The following is a 23956-nucleotide window of genomic DNA, read 5'->3' as shown; positions in this document are numbered from 1 at the left end:
AAAAACACTTAAGTTAAATAAAAGATAAACTGTTCAGATTTGATGTTGTCAGTTTGTCCAGCTGGCACGTACGCGTTCAAGATCAGCTGCTGTATCCACGCCAGCCGCCGGTGCGTGAGAGGTAATTTGTACTGCGATACTAAAACCATGCCATAACACCCGTAGCTGCTCCAGTGACTCAATTTGTTCCAATGGTGATGGAGTTAGCTCAGTATATTGGTGCAGAAACTGTACCCGATAGCCATATATACCGATATGCCGGTACACGGAGATATCCGTAGGCATTACTTCAGCGCCGCTACGCATTAGTTCCCGCGGCCATGGTATCGGGGCACGGCTGAAATAAAGGGCATTATTTTGATTGTTCAGCACAACCTTAACGCAATTCGCATCGGTAAAATCAGCGTAATCAGTTAATTTGTGTGCAGCGGTAGCCATGGGAGCCTTGCTTTGCGCCAACTGCATAGCCACAGCATTTATTAGCTCTGGTTCAATCAGTGGCTCATCCCCTTGCACATTGATAACACAATCCTGATCAGCCAAATTCAAAATCCTTGCAGCTTCAGCCAGCCGAGTGGTACCACTTTCATGCTCGGTGGCTGTGAGCACTGCTTCAATTCCATGCTCCTGACAGGCAGCCTGAATATCTGCATGGTCTGTAGCTACAACTATTCTGTCTGCATTACTTAGTTGCGCACGCTCGGCTACGCGTACCACCATGGGTTTACCATGGATATCTGCTAAAGCCTTATTAGGGAGACGGCTGGAAGACAAACGAGCCGGAATTAATACGATAAAATTACTCATGCGCTAGCCGCACATTCTTCATCTGATAGCTGACGTGCCTCATTAATCAGCATATAGGGAATACCATCTTTAATCGGAAAAGCCAGACGAGATGCCCGACACCACAGTTCCTGCTGCTGTGTATGCCATTGTAGTTTCCCCTTACATTCGGGGCATACCAGAATATCCAAATATTTTTGATCCATTTTTAGTCCTTCATACCACTGTAGTGGCAAGCTATATCCTTATCGATTCGGATTGTATTTGAATCAGGCACAGCCGCTTATTTAATTTCCAATCGCAATCATCAATGACTTTACCATATAACGGAATAGTGAGACAGTACAACATTTCTCTATCCGTTACGTACTCATCCCGCTTTATTCTGAATATGCTCTCGTGTAAATGAGGCAATTGATATCAGCCAAGATACTTTCCTAGAACAAATTTTACCAGCAGCCAGTGCTGATGGCATCTGTTTAATTAAATAACTATCGGAATTTATGGGCGCTGTTGTAGTTGTAATTCAGTCTGAATAAACTGCGCTAAATCAGGACATATCTGTGCAGAAAGCGGTAAAACCCAGATGTTGTTAGGCACGGATGTGGTCAGTTTAACTGCATCCTTTTCGGTGATAAATACCACGTCTGCCTCTGGCCAGTCTGCCGATTCAATGCTGGCATGATCATTTAATGCTACGGTTTGTACAAGCTCAATCCCTAAATTTTGCAATGCCAGAAAAAAACGCTGCGGACGCCCTATGGCAGCTATGGCAGCACAATGTTTGCCTCTAAATTCTTGAGCCTGTGCCGTACGATGCGGCTCATTCAAAGAATAAAAAGCGCCATAATTGATTGAGCTATAACCTTTCCATTGGTTATTAATGATTAGCTCCGCTTGGTTGGCCTGTTGTATAGATTGCTGGTTACCCTGACTAAAAATAATACCATTTACGTATTGCAGCCGGCGTAAAGGTTCACGTAAAGGACCGTTTGGCAGTACATCCATTTTTCTGCCGATATCAGCAGATGGAAAAACCACGATTTCCATATCTCGTTTCAAAGCATAATGTTGTAGGCCATCATCACTAATCAGGAGCTGTATGTCTGGGTAGGCAGCTAACAGTGCTTGGCCGGCAGCTTCACGTGTGGTGGCCACTGCAATTGGTGCCTGTGTTTGCTGAAACAGCATTAGAGGTTCATCTCCGGCCTCACTGACAACAGCGCCATTTTCAACAATAACAGTCGTCTTACTGCTGCGCCCGTATCCCCGGCTGATAATACCTACTTTTATTTGTCGCGCTTGCAGTGCCTTTACCAAAGCTGCTACAAGCGGTGTCTTACCTACTCCACCAACATGAATATTGCCAATCACCACTACAGGGCATGGCAATTTGGTGCTAGATAATATACCTGTCCGATAAAATAATCGACGCAGCCAGGTTATGGTCTGAAAGATTCTGGCAAGCGGCCACAATGCGATACTCAAAGCCATTTGAGGATGCTGCCAGTGACGCTGTATTAAACCGGCTAACCAGTCCATGTTGTGGCTCTCAACGATAAAATACTACTATACCATGGCGCGCAGACGGAACTGAAACTCAACATAAAAGTCCGTATAATATTCACCTAATAAATTTACAAAAAAATAATGGTGTCTTCTATGTCTGAATTCTTTGCGCCTGCGGCGCTGAGTGTTTCTGAGCTAAACGCATGTGCGCGGCAGTTGCTCGAAGAGAATCTGATTGGTATGTGGGTAGGCGGAGAAGTTTCCAATCTTACCCGTGCAGCCAGTGGACATTATTATTTTTCACTAAAAGATGCGCGCGCGCAGGTTCGCTGTGTATTGTTTAAAGGTGTAGCACAGCAAATGAGCCAGCCATTGCAAGAGGGTGATCATCTGGAAGTTTCCGGCAAAATCAGTATTTATGAAGCCCGTGGAGAATTTCAGATTACCGTTAATGCCGTACGCCATAAAGGCTTGGGACAGTTATACGAAGCTTACGAACGACTCAAGCAACAATTAACAGTAGAAGGCCTGTTTGCAGCCGAACGTAAACGCCCTTTACCTGCTCATCCGAAGGTAGTCGGCGTGGTAACCAGTCTGGCGGCAGCAGCCTTACGCGATGTGGTGACAACTTTACGCCGGCGCCATAGTGGTATTCGTGTGATTGTTTACCCTACAGCGGTACAGGGAGCCGGCAGTGAAATGCAGATTGCAGCGGCTATTGCCAGTGCTAATCAACATGCTCAAGCTGATGTACTGATTGTCTGCCGTGGTGGTGGCAGTATTGAGGATTTGTGGTCTTACAATGAGGAAATGGTTGTTCGTGCTGTAGCCGATAGCATTATTCCGACCGTGAGTGGTGTGGGTCATGAAACTGATTTCACCCTGACAGATTTCGCCGCTGATGTGCGCGCGCCTACGCCTACTGCTGCCGCAGAATTGGTTAGCCCAGATATGGCACAATTGCGGCGCAATGTCGCTTTATTGCAGAACCGTGTCTATCAAATACTGCAGCAACGCTATTATGATGCTTCACAACGACTTGATTGGCTAGCACGTCAATTAAGACACCCAAAGCAAAATTGGCAGCAACAACAGCAGCAATTATCAGATATGCAGCGCGTATTGCAGCTCAGCATGCAGCGGCAATTCAGGCAGCACCAGCAAAATCTTTTACAGCAACAGCACCTTTTAATCAATCTGCGGCCTCAAACCGACCATGCGCACCAGAGGCTTGTTTTTCAACATCAGCAATTGCAGCAGTTATGGCAACACATTCTGCTACAGGCACAGCAAAGATTACAACAGCAGAATTCGTTACTTGAGGCTGTATCACCTTTGCAGATTTTGGCCAGAGGTTATAGTGTGGTAACCAATCAGCGTGGACATATCATTAGTGATGGTAACAAACTGAAAACCGGTCAGTTTCTCAATATTCGTTTTGCCAGCGGCGAGCGCAGTGTACAGGTCGCTCCGCCCAAAGTTCAATCGGATTTATTTGATAACTGAATTGGAATTTTAAGATAGCAATTCTGACACAAAAGGATGAGAATAAAAGCTTTTTAACATCCATTCATACTGCTGTCCGTTAGCTGATCAAGGTTTAAAACTGATTCCTCGCAATTCTTAGTTTCAGAATCTCAAGCCACTACTCATTGAAAAAACTTTTGATAAAAATATACCTTATCAAAAGTCTTATGTTTGTTTAGAGACACCAATATATCAACGATTAAAGCTGTCAATACTTAAAGAGTGCGCTCTTCTGGTTTTCGTCCAGCCCAATCGCACACAAATTGCCATGCCACCCTGCCCGAACGGCTGCCGCGGCTCTGGCTCCAGTTTAGTGCTGCGCGTCGGGCAGTATCATCCATTTGTAAACCTGCCTCAGCCAGCCAGTTTTCTACGGCCTGCAAGTAAGCATTCTGGTCAAATGGGTAAAAACTTAGCCACAATCCGAAACGATCAGACAAAGACACTTTTTCTTCAACCGCTTCCTGTGGATGGACTTCCCCGCCTTGGCTTGTCTGAGCCATATTGTCAGCCATATATTCCGGCATCAAGTGACGTCGATTAGAAGTTGCATAGACTAATACATTATCACAGCGTTGTGATAAACCGCCGTCCAGTGTGGTTTTCAAAGCCTTATAAGCTTCGTCGCCATCTTCAAACGACAAATCATCACAAAACAAAATAAATTTTTCCGGCCTTTGTTTTAGTATATTCAGCAACGCAGGCAAAGTAAGTAAATCATTTTTGTCAACTTCCACCAGTCGCAGACCCTTGCTGGCATATTGATGCAATAAAGCTTTTACCAGTGAGGATTTGCCTGTACCACGTGCACCGGTCATCAATACATTATTTGCAGAACGAGCAGCTAGAAACTGTTCAGTATTGCGTACTAGTTGCTTGCGTTGCTCATCAACAGCGGCTAGACAGTTAAGATCAAATGTATGCGGATGCGGCAGGCTTTCCAGAACTCCTTTATTACCCAGCCTATGCCAGCGGTAGGCAATAGCTGTCCAGTCTGGTTTCTGAGCCAAAGGCGGTAGTATGGCATCAAGCCGCTGCAATACTGTAGCAGCCAGCTGTATGAGTTCCTTGCGTTTCATGTGTTTTCCTCATGATTATTTTCGTAGTTTTTTAATTGCGCTTTTGTAAGAATAAAGCAAAGGGTGCATCGTGAACACGATTGATAAAAGCATATTGCAGCACGGATATCTGCTGTTGCGGCAATTCTTCTGCCCAGCTTAGAACGGCCTCTGCCTCAATTTTACCCTGCTCGTGACCAGGATAAATTACCACTGCCAGTATGCCACCAGGTGCTAGATGTGCTAATCCAGTCTGCATGGCTTTAAGTGTGGTAATGGCTGTAGTGGTACAATTTTTGTCCGCACCTGGTAAATAGCCCAAATTAAACATAATGGCACGAACTTCGCTTATGATATATTCATTCATATGTTCATGGCCTGTCTGTATCAGATCTACCCAATCACTCATACCAGCACTTTCCAGTTTGGTACGTGTAGATACAATAGCTGCAGGTTGAATATCAAAGGCCACTACTTTCCCAGTAGGACCTACACAGGATGCTAAAAACAACGTATCGTATCCATTACCTGCCGTAGCATCTATTACAGTATCTCCAGCCTGTACAACCTGACGGATTGTAGTGTGAACAAAATCTAGAATATTTAATAGCATTGTGTAGACATCTGATTTTCCAAACACAGCAACATTGCAGTTATCTGTTCTGCAACATGTTAAGGATATCAGAATATTTTGATGTAAACAAAATCATTTACCATGACTGATTGATTGCTATCGGTAGCCCCAAACAGCTTACATACCCAGTTCACGCAGAAAACGAATATCATCCGCCCAGCCCGATTTCACTTTTACCCAAACTTTTAAAAATACTTTGGTTTCAAACAATTTTTCCATATCTAGCCGAGCCTCAGTAGATATTTTTTTTAGCTTTTCACCACCCTTACCAATCAGAATGCCCTTCTGGCTGTCTTTATCCACCAGTACAGCAATATATATGCGATACAGCCCTTCTTCTTCTGCAAACTGCTCTACTTCTACATTCATCGCATAGGGCAGTTCTTCGCCCAGATAACGAAACAGTTTTTCGCGAACAATTTCCATGGCCAGAAAACGTGCCGATTTATCGGTAACCATGTCTTCCGGATAAAGCGGTATACCGTGTGGAAGCATTGGCTTAAGCGTGCGTACAAGCTGTGCAACACCCAGACCATGCTTGGCACTGACCAAGGTAATGCTGGCAAAAGTAAATTCTTGCTGCACTTCCTCAATAAATGCTTGCATCACGCTCTGGTCTTTGGCTTTCGCCTTATCCACTTTATTGATAACCAATACCACTGGAATACGCTTAGGTAGTTGCTGCAAAACTTCACGATCTGCGTCAGAAAAGCGCAAAGCTTCAACAACAAATACAATCACATCTACACCGGCAACTGCTTCGGTGACATTCTGATTTAAACGGTCATTTAATGCATTGCGATGGTATGTTTGAAAACCGGGTGTATCCACAAATACCAGCTGAGCTTCGTTATCGGTATAGATACCATTCACTTTATGGCGTGTAGTTTGAGCTTTTTTACTGGTAATACTGATTTTTTGGCCTATCAGATGATTCATCAATGTGGATTTACCCACATTCGGGCGGCCTACGATGGCCACAAAACCGCAACGGAAATTATCGGATGAGGAGGGATACTGGTAATCGGGCTTTACAGACATACATTCTTTCAAAAAATACAGACAGCCTTGCCGAGGCTAAAATTAATACAAAACGTGCAAAAGCAAGTGCATATAATTTATTCATTCCTACTTAGCCATCAGAATAAATGATTACTTATCATTTAGACAAATGATTTGCGCCAAAACTAAACTCAAAGTTTTTTTCTTATTAAATCAATGTTCTGAAGAGGTGCTTTTCAGTAAAAGGATAAATCGAAGATATCATAATCCATCAATAAAAAATAACTTAGCTTTTTTTAAGATGAACCGGTAGTCCAGATAATCAAGCTTTTTTGCTATTTTGCTATCTAACAATACCAAATAATGCATTAACCTTCTGGAGAAGGATACAAAATTACCTATCGCTTTTCTTAACGCAAAGCTTTGAATTGACAATATATATCTGCTTATTTGTAAAATATTTGTCCAAACTTGATAGGCTTTTAGCATAGCAAAAGAAAAGCTAATCTAATCTAATCTCACATTTCATGCCGATATTTTCATCTGCTGAAAAAACTTGCTTTTAGAGCAAGCCGCTAACCGAGAAATATCATTTATAGTTTAGCCATGAATTCTTATTTTTTTCTGGTTTTGGCCAGTGGAAAATGCTTTTCCATCCAATCCAAAGCTGTTTGTGCGGTTTGCTGCTCTGCCTCACGGCGGCTATGCCCTGCAGCTTCAGTCTGGAAGCCGGTTTCACCCAGATCACATTGCACCAAAAACTGCTGATCCTGTCCTTCCCCAATCTGGTCTACAATTCGGTATTTTGGCAAGGGCATGTGTCGTGCCTGCAAACCTTCCTGCAAGCGGGTTTTAGCATCTTTGCCGCTGTCTTGAGGATTAATATGTCGGATTCGCTCCGCATACAAACGCCTTACCACGGCTTCAGCAGTATTAAAATCTGCATCAAAACTCACCGCGGCAAACAGGGCTTCCATGGCATCGGCCAATATTGAAGGCCGGCGAAATCCGCCGCTTTTCAGTTCGCCGCTACCCAGCAATAGTGCATCGCCTATTTTCAATTCGGCCGCAATCTGAGCCAGAGTATCCTGATTCACCAGATTGGCACGCATTCTGGAAAGCTCCCCTTCTGTCAGGCGTGGAAAGGCCTCAAACAACATTTTAGCTACCGAATAATTTAAAATTGAGTCGCCAATAAACTCAAACCGCTCATTGTGTAACGCGCTGTAACTGCGATGCGTCAATGCCTGTTGTATAAAATCAGTGCGTTTGAAGTGGTAGCCAAGCATTTTTTGTACATTAATCAAAGCATTTTCATGGCGTAAATCATTTTTTTTCATTTATTATTTATAAATCCTGTATCTAATTTCTTTACCGACAAACATTTCCTACATTCGCATACTAACTGCAGGTGCACTACAAAAGATAAAGCGCAAGACAGATTCTTGCGCTTAAAATCAGACATTACTGAATTTTAGTGCCGATTCGTTTCATATCACCCAAATTCAGCCATATCAAAAACGCTTTACCCACTACCAGCTTATCATCCACAAAACCCCAGTAACGACTGTCTTCACTGTTGTCACGATTATCACCCATCATAAAGTACTGGCCTGCTGGTACAGTACAGCTAAAGCCACTACTGTCAGGATAATATGAGCACATTTCTCTATTCGGAAAATCAGAATGAACACCTTCTAAGATAACTGCTGGTTGCTGCGGCATTTTCAATACTTCGATTGCCTTGTTACCTAGCTGTTCAGTTTGCTGTTGTGCCTGAATCATAATTTTGCCCAGATTAGGTACCTGTTCTTGGTAGCTATATATTTTCTGCTCATCAATATCATTAACTACCTTACCATTTATGGTCAGTGTTCTGTCCTTATAAGTAATCACATCTCCCGGCAAGCCGATTACACGTTTGATATAGTTTACTCGAGTGTCACGAGGGTAATTAAATACCATTACATCACCCCGCTCTACCTTGTGTACCGGAATCAGTACATTGTTTAGAATAGGCAAGCGAATACCATAGGCGAATTTATTTACTAAAATAAAATCACCCGGAATCAGCCCCGGCCGCATTGAGCTAGAGGGAATCTGAAAAGGTTCGGCGACAAAAGTACGCAGAATGAAAACCACCAGAATGATGGGAAAAAAACCGCTCATGTAATCAGTAAAGTGATTATCATCGGGCTGAGCAGAATTTTTCCTTTTCCGGCGATGACTAAACCAGGCTATGCCTGTAAACAGCACAAACAACAGTAGTACTGCAGTAAAACTCATCAGCACTGATAACAGACCAAACGCACCTACCAACATCAGCAGGTAGCCCCATTGCAGCGAACCGCTCCATTCACCGTTTTCTTCACGCTTTTTTGTGCTTTTCAGAAACAGCAAAATACCCAGTACCAGCAATACTGCAGCACCGATAATCATTGTCTTGGACATGTATTAATCTCCCACCTGTAAAATCGCCAGAAAGGCTGTCTGCGGAATTTCTACATTGCCTACCTGCTTCATGCGTTTTTTACCGGCTTTCTGTTTTTCCAGTAGTTTTTTCTTACGCGTAATATCACCGCCATAGCATTTGGCCAGCACATTTTTACGCAATGCCTTAACATTTTCACGCGCGATAATCTTACCGCCGATGGCAGCTTGTACCGCAATATCAAACATCTGCCGTGGAATCAGTTCGCGCATCTTGGCAACTAGCTCTCGTCCACGATGGACTGAATTGCTACGGTGTACAATCAGGCTCAGTGCATCGACCTTTTCACTGTTGACCAGAATATCCAATTTCACCAAATCGGCTGCTCTGAATTCCAAAAATTCATAATCCAGTGAAGCATAACCACGCGATGTTGATTTGAGTTTGTCAAAGAAATCCATTACCACTTCATTCATTGGCATTTCATAAGTCAGCATCACCTGCCGTCCCATGTACTGCATGTTTTTCTGTACACCGCGTTTCTGGTTGCACAATGTCATCACAGCACCAACATATTCTTGTGGCAATAAAATGGTTGCGGTAATGATTGGCTCATAAATGGCTTCGAGTGTGCCGATATCTGGTAATTTAGATGGATTTTCAATTTCAATGCGCTCGCCACTTTTTAGCAACACTTCATAAACCACTGTTGGCGCAGTGGTAATCAAATCCATGTCAAATTCGCGTTCCAGTCGCTCTTGTACAATTTCTAGATGCAGGAGACCCAGAAAGCCACAACGGAATCCGAAGCCCAGTGCTTGAGAAACTTCTGGCTCAAATTTAAGCGCCGCATCATTCAGTTGCAATTTTTCCAGCGCTTCACGCAAAGCATCATAATCGTGGCTTTCTACCGGATATAGCCCAGCAAATACCTGTGGCTGTACTTCTTTAAATCCGGGTAAAGGTTCACTGGCGGGTTCTCGAGCCAGTGTAATGGTATCGCCTACCTTGGCCGAACCGAGTTCTTTCACTCCCGTAATCAAAAAACCCACATCACCAGCATTTAATTGTTGTTTCTGCACCGATTTGGGCGTAAATATACCAAGTTGTTCTACCTGTGTTTCCGCACCAGTAGCCATGAAACGCACTTTATCTTTCAAACGGACACAGCCGTCCACCATGCGAATCAGCATTACCACACCTACATAATTATCAAACCATGAGTCAATAATTAGAGCTTTTAATGGAGCATCTGCTTTACCTGAGGGTGCGGGTACCTTCTTGACAATTTCTTCGAGTACATCCTCAATACCGACACCACTTTTAGCTGAACAGCGCACTGCATCCATGGCTTCGATACCGATAATATCTTCTATTTCTTCAATCACTCGCTCAGGCTCAGCTGCCGGTAAATCAATTTTATTCAGCACCGGCAGGACTTCTACGCCCAAATCAATTGCGGTATAGCAATTGGCTACTGTCTGCGCTTCCACCCCCTGCGAGGCGTCTACTACCAGCAAAGCTCCCTCACAGGCAGACAGCGAGCGGGATACTTCATAGGAAAAATCCACATGTCCTGGAGTATCAATCAGATTCAGCTGATACACTTGCCCGTCTTGCGCTTTGTATTGCAAAGCTGCTGTCTGCGCCTTGATAGTGATGCCGCGTTCTTTTTCAATGTCCATCGAATCGAGCACCTGAGCACTCATTTCCCGGTTTTCCAGACCGCCACAATACTGAATAAAGCGATCCGCCAAGGTCGACTTCCCATGGTCAATATGGGCGATGATAGAAAAATTGCGTATATTGTTCATGTAAGCCATTAATTTAAATTAATTCTGATAGGAGTATTCTGGCCATTGCAAAGCCAAAAACCAGAAAATAACTGCTTATTTTAGCGGAATGCGCTGCTGTGCGCCGAAGAATTTATCATAATCCTAAAAAGATTTTAAAATTCAAACAATAGTAATCTAAAAGTTTCATAGCCGCACCTAGACTGGTATCACTTCTGCTGCCAGTGATTCTGATTGCATTGAACGTCCAGAAAAAAGCATTCCATTGGCGGAATCGTTAAATCCTTTATCAATCGCAATTTATCGCTCAATATAAAATGATTATCAAATTGCCATAAATTTTTCTGGCAGACGTGGTAAGTCGAATACAGAAAGATTACAATAAGAATTAAGACCGTTGTTTAAATGAAAGTGGTTGCATGCTTAAAATCAGCACACAGTTTGATGGTGGTAAGGTTGAAATTGTTGAAGCCAATGATCCATCTAATATCCTGCTCAAACTTCCCAAAGACAATGCTGCCGAATTTCGTCAGTGGTTTTATTTTCGCGTGCAGGGCGTAGCCTACCAAAATCTTCGTCTGAATTTTATCAACACAGCCGAATCAGCTTATCCAGCCGGCTGGGAAGATTATCAGTCCATGTGCTCTTATGACAGAATAAACTGGTTTCGTGTCCCTACAACTTTAGAAAATGGCATCTTAACCATTTGCCATACGCCATTGTCCAACAGTGTGTACTACGCCTATTTCGAACCATATACCTATGAACAGCATCTGAATTTACTGGGTGACAGTCAAAGTAGTGGATTGTGTCAGATAGAAGATTTAGGCAGCACTATCCAAGGACGTGATATCAATTTACTCACTATCGGCAATCAAGTTGCCAGTGATTTAAAAATTTGGATTATTGCGCGCCAGCATCCGGGTGAAACCATGGCTGAATGGTTTATCGAAGGCGTGCTTGGACGCTTACTGGACCATCAAGACCCGACAGCAAGAGCCTTGCTGGATCGAGCTACTTTTTATATTGTTCCCAACATGAATCCTGATGGTTCGGTACTGGGCAACTTGCGCACCAATGCCGCCGGAGCCAATTTGAATCGTGAGTGGCTGCATCCGAGTATGCATAACAGCCCCGAAGTGTATCTGGTACGCGAAAGAATGCATGAGACCGGCGTGGATTTGTTTTTGGATATACACGGTGACGAATCTATTCCTTACGTATTCCTTTCTGGTAATGAAGGTATTCCTTCTTTTGATGAGCGTTTGCATCAATTACAGGAGCAGTTCAAACAGGCTTTTTTGGTGGCCAGTCCCGATTTTCAAGATAAATATGGCTATGAAAAAGATGCAGCTGGTCAGGCCAATCTGAATATTGCTACTTCCTATATCGGTGAAACATTTAAATGTCTGGCATACACCTTGGAAATGCCATTTAAAGATAATAATCAGTGGCCAGATGATGATTTCGGATGGAATGGTCAGCGCTCTCTGCGTCTTGGGGAAGCAATTCTAAGCCCAATTTATTCTATTCTTGATAGTTTGCGTTAATTTTCACCTCGATTATCCAAAGCCTGAACAATGTTCAGGCTTTTTTGTATTTTTTAGTAAAATCAAATGATTAATGGTTACATACGCAGCATAATGAACTTGGGTTATATGTAATTGAGTTGTCTGTATTTTATCCATGTTTGTTTAGGAAATAATCATGAAAAAAAGCGTACTCGTATATAGCATTATCAGCATTCTTTCACTGGCTGCCTGTTCTCGCGATGATTCATCAGAAAAACTAAGCTGTAACACCGAACAAATCCGCAACCAGATCCAAGATACTCTGCACACTGGTATTGATAACAATGCCCGTCAATTTGCTCAGACTGATAGGCGTCAGTATGTTGATGCCGATAAAGTAATCAGTGCCGGCGGCGAATTAAATATTGCTTTGTCTGAAGGTAAATTAGATAAAGATGGAAATGGTAATCCGGTTTGCAGCAGTGAACTTAAAGTAACTGTCCCTACCAATATCTGGCAGCAGATTAAAACCAATGCTCCACTGCTTTTTGGTAAAACAGATTTTATTGCTCGCATGAATAAGCAATTGCAAGGCAATGAAGTGGTTTTGCATGACAATGAGTTTACTAAACCCATTCAATATTCACCTGTAACCATTAATGGCAATGCTGCATCTAATGCAGCGTCTGCGACCAGTGCGGCTACTAACTTCGATTTGGCTGGCATACAGACTTTAGGTACTGTACTGGGCAACGCGTTATTGCCCTACGGTATCAAGGATATAGTAGTGATTAATGGCCATACCTATAAACGAGCTGACGCCATTGAGTTAATTAATAATCCTAATGCTAAAGTTACACCGGTTGACCAACAAAGCCAGTCTGCACAGATGGCCAGTGCCATTCTGAACGGCCACGCAGCAGCTGTAATTAACGACAATCAGGCTAATGATAATGCAATGAGTCGGAATTCTGAAAATGCTGCCAGACAGGGCGAGATAAATGCTAGTCAGCTACAGCTGGCACGTGACAACAACCGTAACGCTAACAATGTAATCAACACATTATGGCGTAATCTGGACGACACCGTGCGCAAAACCTTACAGCACGAAGAACAAAAATGGATAGCTAATAAAACCAGTCAGTGTCAGGCACGTGGAGCTAAAGCAAGCTCAGCAACTTATGCAGAATTTCTGCGGCTGGAATGCGATACTCAATTGACTAATGAACGCATCAAATACCTCAACGGCTACACTTTGCGCTAATTGATTTTCCAGACAGGCACCAATAATTCTGCTGAATATTGGTGTCTGTTTAATTTGAGTGGAAAAAATATCTTAAATCACATCGGCCAGAATACCTTAAACTGAATACTTTTATATTTCATTCAGGTTTCCAAAGTTTATAATCTGTGTAAAAACAATCTCAATCTTTTACAGAAAAATACTGTCTATTCTGCTTTGTACACATTTGCATTGGTACTAGCGGCTATTATCCTTACAGCAATGAATGGTTATATATCAGCACTTTTATTCTGATAAACTGATTTTTGGTAAAAATTGTAGACTATTCTCAAATACGGGTTTAGATTCCTGCTTACAATAAGATGGTAAGTATTTGCGGTGATAAAAGATAAGCCTACGAGGAATAGCCTAAACAAATCTGAAAAATTGTAAATCATCCTTTTGTATTTATTGACTTAATATGACGGAACGAAAAATAATCCATATAGATATGGATGCTTTCTATGCTTCAGTTGAATTACGCGACCGTCCTGAACTAAAAGACCAACCTGTTGTGGTGGCCTGGGATGGTCCCAGATCGGTTATCTGTGCTGCATCCTATCCGGCACGTCAATATGGTTTACATTCAGCCATGTCGGTAACAACAGCCAAAAGATTGTGCCCGCAGGCAATTTATATCCCACCAGATTTTAATAAATATCGGGCTGTATCCAGTCAGATTCACAATATATTTAGGCGCTATACTGACCAAATCGAACCCTTATCTTTAGACGAAGCCTATCTGGATGTTACCGATTACAAAGGTCGTTTGCCTTATGCTCGCGATATTGCACGGGAAATCCGTGCGTCTATACTGAAAGAAACGGGTCTTACAGCTTCTGCCGGTATCGCCCCTAATAAATTTCTTGCCAAAATTGCTTCCGACTGGCGTAAACCCAATGGCCAGTTTGTGATTGCGCCAGTACAAGTATTAGACTTTCTACACAATCTACCTTTAGGCAAGATTCCCGGTGTCGGCAAAGTAACTGAGCAGAAAATGAATGCCTTAGGCTGGAAAACTGTTGGAGATTTAAGCAAAGTAAGCATGTCGGTTCTGGTACACCATTTCGGCCGCTGGGGTTATCGCCTCTTTGATTTGGCACAAGGCCGTGACGACCGTGTAGTTACACCAGAACGCAACCGACAGCAGATTTCTACTGAAATTACGCTAGAAAATAATGAAAGCCTGCAAGAAATTGCTAGCCATCTGCCCGATCTGGCTGAGGTTTTAGTACAAAATATGCAGCGAAAGGGTCTTCAGGGTAATTGCATTACTTTGAAATTAAAAAATACTCAGTTTCAGATTTATACCCGTTCTCAAACCTATTCATCACCACTGCCGGATGCAACTGCCTTGGTAGCAGCTGGGAAGGATCTGATGCAACGAATGCCTGATGATGAGGCATTGTTTCGTTTGATTGGTCTTGGGATCAGCGATTTTTATCAGCATGAGTATCAGGCTGATTTATGGAGTCCAGAACACAGCTGCTAATACTTCACATTCAGATCTATACCTGCTATATGTCTGAATGGCTTTAGACATATTTCTGACTACATTGCACTACATTTTGCTGGCTTAAGTTAACAAAATAAAGGATAATCATTGTGACGGACTACAAACTGAAATATGTAGTCATCTATCAGAAAAAGTAACATTACAGGAGTTACCATGAGTCACATTAAAGTGCCTACTGAAGGTCACAAAATCGTTTCCGGCCAACCCATTCCGAATGATCCAATTATTCCGTTTATTGAGGGGGATGGCATTGGTGTTGACATTACGCCGGTAATGAAAGACGTGATTGATGCAGCAGTAGCCAAAGCCTATAACGGCTCAAGAAAAATTGTGTGGATGGAAGTTTATGCCGGTGAAAAAGCCACGAAAGTGTATGGTGAAAATACTTGGCTGCCGGATGAAACATTAGAAGCGATTAAAGAATATAAAGTAGCCATCAAAGGGCCGATGACTACACCCGTGGGAGGTGGTATCCGCTCACTGAACGTAGCCATCCGTCAGCAGCTTGATTTATATCAATGTGTCCGTCCAGTGCAGTATTTTACCGGTGTGCCCTCACCTTTGAAAGACCCGAGCAAGGTAAACATGGTTATTTTCCGCGAAAATACTGAAGATATCTACGCAGGGATTGAGTGGATGGCTGAAACAGCTGATGCCAAAAAAATTATCAATTTCCTGCAAGGTGAAATGGGCGTAACCAAAATCCGTTTCCCGCAAACCTCCAGCATCGGTATCAAACCTGTATCTAAAGAAGGTTCTCAGCGTTTAACCCGTGCGGCCATTCGCTATGCTATTGATAACGACCGCGACAGCGTTACCTTTGTTCATAAAGGTAATATCATGAAATTCACCGAAGGCGGTTTCCGAGACTGGTCTTATGAAGTAGCAAAAAATGAGTTTGGTGCTACATTAATTGGTGAAGGACCCTGGTGCGAATTTAAAAATCCGAAAACTGGTAAAAATATTGTAATTAAAGATTGCATTGCGGATGCTTTCCTCCAGCAGATTCTACTACGTCCGGCAGAGTATGATGTCATCGCGACACTGAATCTCAATGGCGATTATATTTCTGATGCGCTGGCTGCACAGGTAGGGGGTATCGGTATTGCCCCAGGTGCCAATATTTCTGATGAATATGCCGTATTTGAAGCTACCCATGGTACTGCACCTAAATATGCTGGTCAGGATAAAGTTAACCCAGGATCCATTATTCTTTCTGCTGAAATGATGTTGCGTCATCTGGGCTGGAAAGAGGCTGCTGAATTGGTTAATGCCTCAATCGAAAAAGCCATTGCTGATAAAATTGTTACCTACGATTTTGCTCGTATGATGGAAGGCGCTAAAGAAGTTTCATGCTCTGCTTTTGGTAAAGCCTTGATTGAGCGCATGTAAAGCGTAATGTGATAATGTCCTAAAAAAACCGAATCTTAAGATTCGGTTTTTTATATTCAGACTTCACGTTGCCAAATCAGTTTTTTATATGCTGTCTTAATTACTGCCCAAAGGTTGCCTCTATTCTGATAAAATAAAATTAATCTAAATTGCTGAGCTAGTGTGCTGATAAATATATCTATGATTCTTGGAATTGATACCGATTCATGTGGTCGCTGCACTCATTATCATACAGAGTTTGACATTGCCGCGCTGCAATGTGCAGAATGCAGACTGTATTACGCCTGCTTCAAATGTCACGACCAGTTGTGCAATCATAAGTTTGTTGCCATGCCGGTGCAAAACAGCAAACCCGTGATGTGTGGTAAATGTAGACATCTTCTGACCTATGCGCAATATCAGCAACACCGTTGCCCATTTTGTCAGTCAGCATTCAATCCGCGTTGTGGACTTCATAAAGATATTTATTTTAAATAAATTTTATAAATTTAGATTAGTTGTCATTCAGGTCAACAACCAAACCATCCTCATCCCACTCGGTTTTACGCATTAGTTCGTTTTTCTCAAAAACCGATTCGCTTTTTTTAGCCCCTGAGTCATACCAGCTCAAAACCACACCACTGACTTTATTTTCGTGGATGGCTACATCGGCTAGCAAATGGCCTTTATCATCCCATGTTGTCATGGTTTGTACGATACCATGATGCACATACATATCCTGTTTCAACTGACCGTTCGGATACCAGCGCTGCCAGCGCCCTTCAGCTTTGCCATTAATAAAATTCAGCTCGCCACGCTTTTGTCCGTTTTCATACCAGCTCATAGTACGGCCACTAGGCTGCCCTTTCTGCCAGCTCATTTCAATCGCCATCTGGCCGTTTGGATACCAGGTATGCCATTTTCCAACAGGTTTACCGTTTTTGTAATTACCTTGAATTTTTTTTTGGCCGTCCGGATACCAGAGTTGCAATTTACCCTCTTTCATTGCGGGTATAAATTGTTGCAGCTTATCTATCGGTAAAGCATAGCTGTCACTATATTTGCTCTTGTCTGGATAGTAAAAATCCTGAACTTCGATTTTTTTACCATCATCATGAAACTGACGTACATATTGAGCTTCGGATTGTTTGTTTACAATCTGACCATTTGCATCAAAATACACAGTTTTGTGAGTGTGAGAAAATATCAGCCACACTAACACAATCAGAATGAGTATTACGGCGAGTACGTACCAGTAAATACGTCTGGCTACATACATGACTTATATCCCTTTTCACTAAGCAGAATCATTATTTTATGCAATAAAAATTATTACTATCATTATTACATTATTTTTCAAACAGATTCATTACTATTTGAATAAATGGCCTATTTTTGCCAATAGCTTTTAACATTGACAAATTCATATATACCAAATTCCGACAACTCTCGTCCGAAACCCGAATCTTTAACGCCACCGAAAGGCAAACGCAGATCGCTGCTGGTATGACGGTTAATAAAAACACTGCCAGCGTTGAGGCGTTCAGCATACTGCCATGCATGATTTGTATCATTGCTGTAAATGCTGGCTCCAAGCCCGAAAGGATTATCATTGGCCAGCATTATGGCATGTTCGCTGTCTTCAGCTCTCAGAATGAGCGCTACAGGTCCAAATACTTCCTCATTGTATACACGGCAGTGCCGATTAACTTTATCTAAAATCGTAGCGGGATAAAACCAGCCCTGCAGATTTTCTGGTATTTCTCCTCCCAGCAAACATTCTGCGCCATGTGCCAGTGCATCCATCACTTGTGCGTGTACACTGTCGCGCAAATCCTGTCGATGTAAAGGAGCAAGTGTGGTTGCAGACAACCATGGAGCCCCCATCTGTAATTTCTGACAATGGCGTTTAAAAGCTGCGATAAATTCTTCAGCTATATCAGCATGAACAATAATGCGTTTGGCTGCATTACATGATTGGCCAGCGTCCCGAAAGCGTGAATAGCATGCTTCAGCAGCTGCCTGCTCAATATCTGCGTCATTTAACACGATAAATGCATTACTACCACCGAGCTCCATAACACATTTACGCAGATGTTTTCCTGCTAGTGCCGCCAGATGCCGACCAGTATGGGTAGAACCTGTGAAAGCCAGCGCCTGTGTCTGAGATATGGCATATTCAATATCTTCCTCCTCCAACCAGACTAGTTGGAAAGGTAAATCCTCACCCACCAATTCAAACAGCATCTGGCTGATTTTGCCAACAGAAAGTGCGGGCTTAACCATGCAGGCATTGCCAGCACATAAGGCTGGTATAGCAAAGCGTAAAATTTGCCATACTGGATAATTCCAGGGCATCACTGCCAGTACCGTACCCAACGGTTCAAAGCGTACCTGACTCAAACTCGCCTGTGTAGCAATTGTTTTATGCGCCAACAGCTCTGGAGCCAGATGAGCGTAGTATCGGATAAGGGCTATCGATTTTGTGATTTCAGCTTCACACTCACGCAGACACCGCCCTACCTCTATACAAATCTGATAGGCCAGCTCGTCTCGCGCCTCTTCAAGCCGGGATGCAAAGCTCAGTAAATACTGTGTACGAGTTTGAACATTTTTACTGGCAAAATCATATTGACGCTGGCTGAGCTGCTGACTTTGCACATCAAATTCAGTTTTTGTCAGACATGTATGGCTAAATAGGAGTTCACCCGATACAGCATGATAACTGTTATACAACACAACAATCCTTTATCTGCATGAAGTGTTTCAGACTGCATGCAGTACAGAAAAATTCAGTGTCCCAAATAATATTGACCTTATAAAATTTATAAGGTCAATGGTATAAATTACTGCTCGTCAGCTGTATCCAGCTTTTGTGCCCCTTGTTTTAGTTTATAACGACTCTTTAACCAGGCCAAATTACTGGTGGCCAGATTCTGTGCCAAATTCTGACTGATTACCTGTTTTGCCTGCGGCAGAACATTCGCCATATCCTGTGGTTGTTTTATGGCATTAACTTTTACAAGTACTGGATTTTGCTGATCACTCAAAAGAATGTATGCAGGTTTGCCACTAACAGGTTTGGCTTTAATCCAGCTCTGAAAATCAGTTTTAGACATCATGGCTACAGCCTGCTGCGGCGTTAAATCAGCTGTTTGCGACCAGCTCAAACTGGCATTGACGTTTGTACTAACGTTGTTTAAAGCTTGCTTTGCTGCTGCTAAAGCCAATTTTTTGCTTTCTGCGGCCACATAATCTTGTTGAACTTGTGCTTTGATTTCCGTAAAGGATGCCTGGTGTTCTTTACGCACATCGATAGCACGAACTACCCAGTAGTTGCCATTGCCTATATCAATTGGTTCAGAGTTGTAGCGTTTAACCAGAACATCGTTGCCAAATAATGCATCCTGTAACGCCTTGGGCATGCCACTATTATTAGCCATGTCTCGAGTGAGCCACACCTGATCTATTTTATGAATCGTTAAACCTAGCTTGTCTTTTATCGGTTGCAAGGTTTTCGGATTATTAAAAGCCAAGTCACTAACATTTTCTTTTAATTTAGCTACCACAGCCGCACCCTTACGGGCTTGAATTTCCTGTGTCAGCTGCGTACGGACGTTCTCTAGTGCCGGTTTGGGTGCTGAGGCCGTAGTCGGAATCTGATTATAGGCTTCCTGTATCTCTGCTTTACTCACGCTTTCTTTAGCACCAAGTTCCATGGCAGACAACTGGACATATTCATATTTGACAGCCTGCGGCAAATAATATTTTTTCTTATTCGCTTCGTAATAAGCTTTCAGTTTGCTGTCGTCTACTACTACCCTATGAGTGAAATCAGCGGCAGGAAATGTCAATGTCTGTACTTCACGAGCAGCCTGTAACAGATTTACCATTTGTTTGGCCTGAGCATCGCTGACCACATTTCCCGCTTTCATCAAATTAAGCATGGATTGCATGGCATATTGTTTACGCATACCGTCAATAAGCGCATCTTCAGACATACCTGCTTGTTGCAGGAAAGCGCGATATTTGGCTTCTACAAATTTTCCGTTTTCCTGAAAACTGGGATCAGATGCAATAACCTGCTTTATCTGATCTATAGGTACAGTGATATTCATATCATTTGCACCCTGCTGCACATATGCCTGATCCACCAGTGAATCATATACCAGCTTTTTGCTTACCGGATTCCCAGAAGCATTTTGTATTCGTCGCTGAAAATCATTAACATCATTTACTTTGATTTTAATGTCGCCAACTTTGCTGATGTAATCTGTACCGGGAACAGCGAGTGTGTAACCACCGGCAAATACAAAACTCAAGCAAATCACACCGAGAATAATCTGAGCCGGTGTTCTATATTTTTCTACAATGTGGAACATGAGATTCAGTTAACTTTTCTAAAGCAGATAAAAGAAGCCTATTGTATCGTTTTTTGTGAGGCTCAACCATGCTGTTTGTACAGCTAATGCACAAAAACGACAGACAAAAGAAAAGGCGGGATATCCCGCCTTGATTTAAAACATAAAACTGTATTACAGAGCATCTTTCAGTGCTTTACCGGCACGGAACTTAGGCGTTTTAGCTGCTTTGATTTCTAACGGTTCACCTGTTTTAGGATTACGTCCAGCACGGGCTGCACGCTCACCAACATAAAAAGTACCGAAGCCTACCAGCGTAACTGTGTCGCCACTTTTCAAAGTGCGGGTAACAGCACTAATCATACCGTCCAGAGCCTTGGCGGCAGAAGCTTTAGATAAATCAGCCTCTTGGGCAATGGCTTCAATCAATTCAGACTTATTCACAATAAAGTCCCTTTCTGTTGTTATGTTCATTTGATTTTCAGGAACCATATGTGCAGTGGAACCTGAACAATACATTACGATTACTTTATAACAAGCCCAAATTCTTTATGTCAAGCATCGTCACCGCTGCATAAGGTTAAATCATGCCAAAAACAAAGCCATTCACCAATTAGTGTTGGTGAATGGCTGCATATCAATGTTTTACGGTTTTAGTAGTTGACTTGGCCGCAGATTTAGCTATTACCCCCTCTTCAGGCACGCTTGTCCATGGAGTAGGCGGATAAGCCAGACCGAGATTGAGCACTTCATCAATCCACTGTACTGGGTGAATAGTGAGTTTTTCGCAGATGTTGGCAGGAATTTCTTCCAAATCTTTGACATTGTCTTTTGGAATCAACACATGTTTGATACCACCTCGTAATGCAGCCAACAGCTTTTCTTTAAGACCGCCAATAGGCAATATTTCGCCGCGCAAAGTGATTTCACCAGTCATTGCCACATCTGCACGTACCGGAATACCGGTAAACGCAGAAACCAAAGCCAGTGTGATGGCGCTGCCAGCACTGGGTCCATCTTTAGGGGTCGCTCCTTCGGGTACATGAACATGAATATCATTTTTCTCATAAAAATCAGGTTCAATGCCTAAGCTTTCAGCCCGGGAACGTACCACGCTCCATGCAGCACTAACAGATTCTTGCATAACATCACCAAGCTTACCGGTGCGCAAAATATTGCCTTTACCACGAAATTTGCTTGCCTCAATGGTTAAAAGCTCACCACCGACTTCAGTCCAAGCCAGCCCGGTGACCTGACCAACACGGTTTTCATTTTCTGCAACGCCATAATCAAAGCGGCGAACACCCAGATAATCATGCAGATTATCAGCATTAATTACGATTGCTTCAGGCTTGGTTTTGGTTTTTTTAGCTTTACCGGCACTAAGTTTTTCTTCTGCAACAGCCTGTTTCATCACTACTTTACGGCAAATTTTGGCTATTTCTCGATCTAAAGAGCGAACACCGGCTTCACGAGTGTAATAGCGGATAATATCGCGTACTGCAGATTCTTCGATGCTGATTTCGCCTTCCCGTACACCGTTTTGTTTGATTTGCTTAGCCACTAAATATTTCATGGCAATATTGATTTTTTCGTCTTCGGTATAGCCAGAAAGACGAATAATTTCCATGCGATCAAGCAAAGGAGAAGGGATGTTAAGACTGTTGGATGTGGCAATAAACATTACATCCGACAAATCAAATTCTACTTCTGCATAGTGGTCAGAAAATGAATGGTTTTGTTCAGGATCCAGCACTTCCAGTAAAGCACTGGCTGGATCACCACGAAAATCATTACCTAATTTATCAATTTCATCCAACAAAAACAGTGGGTTTTTCACTCCGGCTTTGGCCATGTTTTGCAGAATTTTACCAGGCATGGAACCAATATAAGTGCGCCGGTGGCCACGGATTTCACTTTCATCGTGCACACCGCCTAATGCCATGCGTACATATTTTCGTCCTGTAGCCTTAGCTATGGATTCGCCCAGTGAGGTTTTACCTACACCCGGTGGTCCTACGAGACACAAAATAGGACCTTTAAGCTGATTCATGCGTTTCTGTACGGCAAGGTATTCCAGAATACGCTCTTTGACCTTTTCTAATCCGTAGTGATCTGCATTCAGAATTAGGTCTGCTTTGGCAATGTCCTTGCTTACTTTAGATTTTTTCTTCCACGGAAGCTCCAGCAGAGTGTCAATGTAGTTGCGAACTACGGTAGACTCTGCTGACATTGGTGGCATCATGCGTAATTTTTTGAATTCAGAAAGACATTTTTCTTCAGCTTCTTTGCTCATGCCAGCGTCACGAATTTGAGTTTCCAGATTAACCAGATCATCATCTTCTTCACCCAGCTCTTTCTGAATCGCTTTTACCTGTTCATTCAGATAGTATTCCCGCTGAGATTTTTCCATCTGCCGTTTGACGCGGCCTCGAATACGTTTTTCTACCTGAAGGATGTCCAGTTCTGATTCAAGCAGATGCAATAAATGTTCCAGTCTTGCTGTAACATTTATCATAGACAATATTTGCTGACGCTGATCTAGTTTAAGTTGCAAATGGGCGGCAATAGTATCAGCAAGTCTACTTAAATCTTCAATCCCATGAATGGTAGTTACTACCTCAGCAGGAATTTTTTTGTTTAACTTTGCCAGTTGGTCAAACTGGGAAAGCAATGTACGCCGTAATGCTTCATCATCATGAGAATCGGTATTGATGTCGGCACATTTTTCTATGTGCGCTTCGGCGTAAGGTCCGCTCTCATCTATATACTGTACTTGTGCACGATACAGACCTTCTACCAGCACTTTAACTGTGCCATCTGGTAGTTTGAGTACTTGCAGAATGTTGGCTACAGTACCCATTGCATACATATCTTCTGCATGTGGTTCATCTGTATCGGCATTTTTCTGTGCCAGTAAGAATACGGGCTCGTCATGCTCCACAGCTGCATCCAACGCTGCTATGGATTTTTCGCGCCCGACAAAAAGGGGCAGTACCATGTGCGGGTAAACAACAACGTCGCGTAGGGGCAACATTGCCATAGTTGTTGGCTGCACCGGAGAAGAATCATAAACTTCAGCCATGTAATGCCTCAATCTTTCCTGTAAATATGCTATAAAATTGGATGAGAAAATGGTGCTGAACCAGCGTTTTTCAAGTGCTTTTGAGCTGAT

Annotated in this window: 20 protein-coding genes; 6 read left to right on the top strand and 14 right to left on the bottom strand. The window is 42.8% G+C overall.

Annotation, left to right across the window (positions count from 1 at the left end; translation table 11 throughout):
* Nucleotides 1-48: 48 nt before the first annotated feature.
* From kdsB to lpxK, 3 genes are all read right to left on the bottom strand, one after another.
* On the bottom strand, nt 49-807 hold the full coding sequence (kdsB, locus tag J3U67_RS01430; RefSeq protein WP_267390382.1) for a 3-deoxy-manno-octulosonate cytidylyltransferase: 759 nt from the start codon (nt 805-807) through the stop codon (nt 49-51).
* Entirely contained in the window at nt 804-992 is a 189-nt protein-coding gene (locus tag J3U67_RS01425) for a Trm112 family protein (RefSeq protein ID WP_267390383.1), read from the bottom strand. Before J3U67_RS01425 ends, kdsB begins: the two co-directional genes overlap by 4 nt.
* A 295-nt stretch (nt 993-1287) precedes the next feature.
* Complete coding sequence (lpxK, locus tag J3U67_RS01420; protein ID WP_267390384.1) at nt 1288-2328, bottom strand: tetraacyldisaccharide 4'-kinase; 1041 nt, start codon at nt 2326-2328, stop codon at nt 1288-1290.
* Between the two features lie 120 nt (nt 2329-2448).
* Between lpxK and xseA the strand changes: the two genes are divergently transcribed.
* Nucleotides 2449-3801, top strand: a complete 1353-nt coding sequence (gene xseA / locus J3U67_RS01415; RefSeq protein ID WP_267390385.1) for an exodeoxyribonuclease VII large subunit — start codon at nt 2449-2451, stop codon at nt 3799-3801.
* A 236-nt stretch (nt 3802-4037) separates the two neighbouring features.
* On the opposite strand, the gene J3U67_RS01410 is transcribed toward xseA, so the two are convergent.
* The 6 genes from J3U67_RS01410 to lepA form a co-directional block, all read right to left on the bottom strand.
* Nucleotides 4038-4901, bottom strand: coding sequence for an ATP-binding protein (locus J3U67_RS01410; protein WP_267403489.1), 864 nt, complete (start codon nt 4899-4901; stop codon nt 4038-4040).
* Between the two features lie 31 nt (nt 4902-4932).
* The gene (locus tag J3U67_RS01405) at nt 4933-5493 is read right to left on the bottom strand and encodes a class I SAM-dependent methyltransferase (protein ID WP_267403487.1); all 561 of its coding nucleotides are present in this window, start codon (nt 5491-5493) and stop codon (nt 4933-4935) included.
* Between the two features lie 138 nt (nt 5494-5631).
* Nucleotides 5632-6555, bottom strand: coding sequence for a GTPase Era (gene era, locus J3U67_RS01400; protein WP_267390388.1), 924 nt, complete (start codon nt 6553-6555; stop codon nt 5632-5634).
* 575 nt (nt 6556-7130) lie between these two features.
* Nucleotides 7131-7856, bottom strand: coding sequence for a ribonuclease III (gene rnc, locus J3U67_RS01395; protein WP_267390390.1), 726 nt, complete (start codon nt 7854-7856; stop codon nt 7131-7133).
* A 124-nt stretch (nt 7857-7980) separates the two neighbouring features.
* Nucleotides 7981-8967 (bottom strand): signal peptidase I, encoded by a 987-nt coding sequence (gene lepB, locus J3U67_RS01390; protein WP_267390392.1) that lies wholly within the window; start codon nt 8965-8967, stop codon nt 7981-7983.
* A gap of 3 nt (nt 8968-8970) precedes the next feature.
* A complete protein-coding gene (gene lepA, locus J3U67_RS01385) occupies nt 8971-10761 on the bottom strand; it encodes a translation elongation factor 4 (RefSeq protein ID WP_267403485.1) in 1791 nt (596 codons plus the stop codon).
* Nucleotides 10762-11159: 398 nt separating this feature from the next.
* Between lepA and J3U67_RS01380 the strand changes: the two genes are divergently transcribed.
* The 5 genes from J3U67_RS01380 (at nt 11160) to J3U67_RS09195 (ending at nt 16918) form a co-directional block, all read left to right on the top strand.
* A complete protein-coding gene (locus J3U67_RS01380; protein ID WP_267403483.1) occupies nt 11160-12290 on the top strand; it encodes a M14 family metallopeptidase in 1131 nt (376 codons plus the stop codon).
* Between the two features lie 157 nt (nt 12291-12447).
* Nucleotides 12448-13515 (top strand): lysozyme inhibitor LprI family protein, encoded by a 1068-nt coding sequence (locus J3U67_RS01375; RefSeq protein ID WP_267390397.1) that lies wholly within the window; start codon nt 12448-12450, stop codon nt 13513-13515.
* 439 nt (nt 13516-13954) lie between these two features.
* The gene (dinB, locus tag J3U67_RS01370) at nt 13955-15025 is read left to right on the top strand and encodes a DNA polymerase IV (protein WP_267390399.1); all 1071 of its coding nucleotides are present in this window, start codon (nt 13955-13957) and stop codon (nt 15023-15025) included.
* A 177-nt stretch (nt 15026-15202) separates the two neighbouring features.
* On the top strand, nt 15203-16441 hold the full coding sequence (gene icd, locus J3U67_RS01365; protein ID WP_100140587.1) for an NADP-dependent isocitrate dehydrogenase: 1239 nt from the start codon (nt 15203-15205) through the stop codon (nt 16439-16441).
* 180 nt (nt 16442-16621) lie between these two features.
* The gene (locus tag J3U67_RS09195) at nt 16622-16918 is read left to right on the top strand and encodes a CHY zinc finger protein (RefSeq protein ID WP_367423161.1); all 297 of its coding nucleotides are present in this window, start codon (nt 16622-16624) and stop codon (nt 16916-16918) included.
* 16 nt (nt 16919-16934) lie between these two features.
* On the opposite strand, the gene J3U67_RS01355 is transcribed toward J3U67_RS09195, so the two are convergent.
* The 5 genes from J3U67_RS01355 to lon form a co-directional block, all read right to left on the bottom strand.
* Nucleotides 16935-17699 carry a toxin-antitoxin system YwqK family antitoxin gene (locus J3U67_RS01355; protein WP_267390401.1) on the bottom strand — a complete coding sequence of 255 codons (765 nt, stop codon included), beginning with the start codon at nt 17697-17699 and terminating at the stop codon, nt 16935-16937.
* A 110-nt stretch (nt 17700-17809) separates the two neighbouring features.
* The gene (locus tag J3U67_RS01350) at nt 17810-19156 is read right to left on the bottom strand and encodes an aldehyde dehydrogenase family protein (RefSeq protein ID WP_267403785.1); all 1347 of its coding nucleotides are present in this window, start codon (nt 19154-19156) and stop codon (nt 17810-17812) included.
* A gap of 110 nt (nt 19157-19266) precedes the next feature.
* Complete coding sequence (locus tag J3U67_RS01345) at nt 19267-20802, bottom strand: peptidylprolyl isomerase (protein WP_267403481.1); 1536 nt, start codon at nt 20800-20802, stop codon at nt 19267-19269.
* A 153-nt stretch (nt 20803-20955) separates the two neighbouring features.
* Nucleotides 20956-21225, bottom strand: a complete 270-nt coding sequence (locus tag J3U67_RS01340; protein WP_100140679.1) for an HU family DNA-binding protein — start codon at nt 21223-21225, stop codon at nt 20956-20958.
* 193 nt (nt 21226-21418) lie between these two features.
* A complete protein-coding gene (gene lon / locus J3U67_RS01335; RefSeq protein ID WP_100140678.1) occupies nt 21419-23824 on the bottom strand; it encodes an endopeptidase La in 2406 nt (801 codons plus the stop codon).
* Between the last annotated feature and the right edge of the window lie 132 nt (nt 23825-23956).

The sequence above is a fragment of the Snodgrassella sp. B3837 genome, assembly GCF_026535955.1.
GTDB lineage: Bacteria > Pseudomonadota > Gammaproteobacteria > Burkholderiales > Neisseriaceae > Snodgrassella > Snodgrassella alvi_E.
Note: the sequence above shows the minus strand (reverse complement) of the source record. Positions and strands in the feature narration are given on the sequence as shown.

Excerpts from the sequence above, each read along its gene's own strand:
- kdsB (WP_267390382.1), bottom strand. The coding sequence starts at position 807 with ATGAGTAATTTTATCGTATTAATTCCGGCTCGTTTGTCTTCCAGCCGT.
- J3U67_RS01425 (WP_267390383.1), bottom strand. The coding sequence starts at position 992 with ATGGATCAAAAATATTTGGATATTCTGGTATGCCCCGAATGTAAGGGG.
- lpxK (WP_267390384.1), bottom strand. The coding sequence starts at position 2,328 with ATGGACTGGTTAGCCGGTTTAATACAGCGTCACTGGCAGCATCCTCAA.
- xseA (WP_267390385.1), top strand. The coding sequence starts at position 2,449 with ATGTCTGAATTCTTTGCGCCTGCGGCGCTGAGTGTTTCTGAGCTAAAC.
- J3U67_RS01410 (WP_267403489.1), bottom strand. The coding sequence starts at position 4,901 with ATGAAACGCAAGGAACTCATACAGCTGGCTGCTACAGTATTGCAGCGG.
- J3U67_RS01405 (WP_267403487.1), bottom strand. The coding sequence starts at position 5,493 with ATGCTATTAAATATTCTAGATTTTGTTCACACTACAATCCGTCAGGTT.
- era (WP_267390388.1), bottom strand. The coding sequence starts at position 6,555 with ATGTCTGTAAAGCCCGATTACCAGTATCCCTCCTCATCCGATAATTTC.
- rnc (WP_267390390.1), bottom strand. The coding sequence starts at position 7,856 with ATGAAAAAAAATGATTTACGCCATGAAAATGCTTTGATTAATGTACAA.
- lepB (WP_267390392.1), bottom strand. The coding sequence starts at position 8,967 with ATGTCCAAGACAATGATTATCGGTGCTGCAGTATTGCTGGTACTGGGT.
- lepA (WP_267403485.1), bottom strand. The coding sequence starts at position 10,761 with ATGAACAATATACGCAATTTTTCTATCATCGCCCATATTGACCATGGG.
- J3U67_RS01380 (WP_267403483.1), top strand. The coding sequence starts at position 11,160 with ATGCTTAAAATCAGCACACAGTTTGATGGTGGTAAGGTTGAAATTGTT.
- J3U67_RS01375 (WP_267390397.1), top strand. The coding sequence starts at position 12,448 with ATGAAAAAAAGCGTACTCGTATATAGCATTATCAGCATTCTTTCACTG.
- dinB (WP_267390399.1), top strand. The coding sequence starts at position 13,955 with ATGACGGAACGAAAAATAATCCATATAGATATGGATGCTTTCTATGCT.
- icd (WP_100140587.1), top strand. The coding sequence starts at position 15,203 with ATGAGTCACATTAAAGTGCCTACTGAAGGTCACAAAATCGTTTCCGGC.
- J3U67_RS09195 (WP_367423161.1), top strand. The coding sequence starts at position 16,622 with ATGATTCTTGGAATTGATACCGATTCATGTGGTCGCTGCACTCATTAT.
- J3U67_RS01355 (WP_267390401.1), bottom strand. The coding sequence starts at position 17,699 with ATGTATGTAGCCAGACGTATTTACTGGTACGTACTCGCCGTAATACTC.
- J3U67_RS01345 (WP_267403481.1), bottom strand. The coding sequence starts at position 20,802 with ATGTTCCACATTGTAGAAAAATATAGAACACCGGCTCAGATTATTCTC.
- lon (WP_100140678.1), bottom strand. The coding sequence starts at position 23,824 with ATGGCAATGTTGCCCCTACGCGACGTTGTTGTTTACCCGCACATGGTA.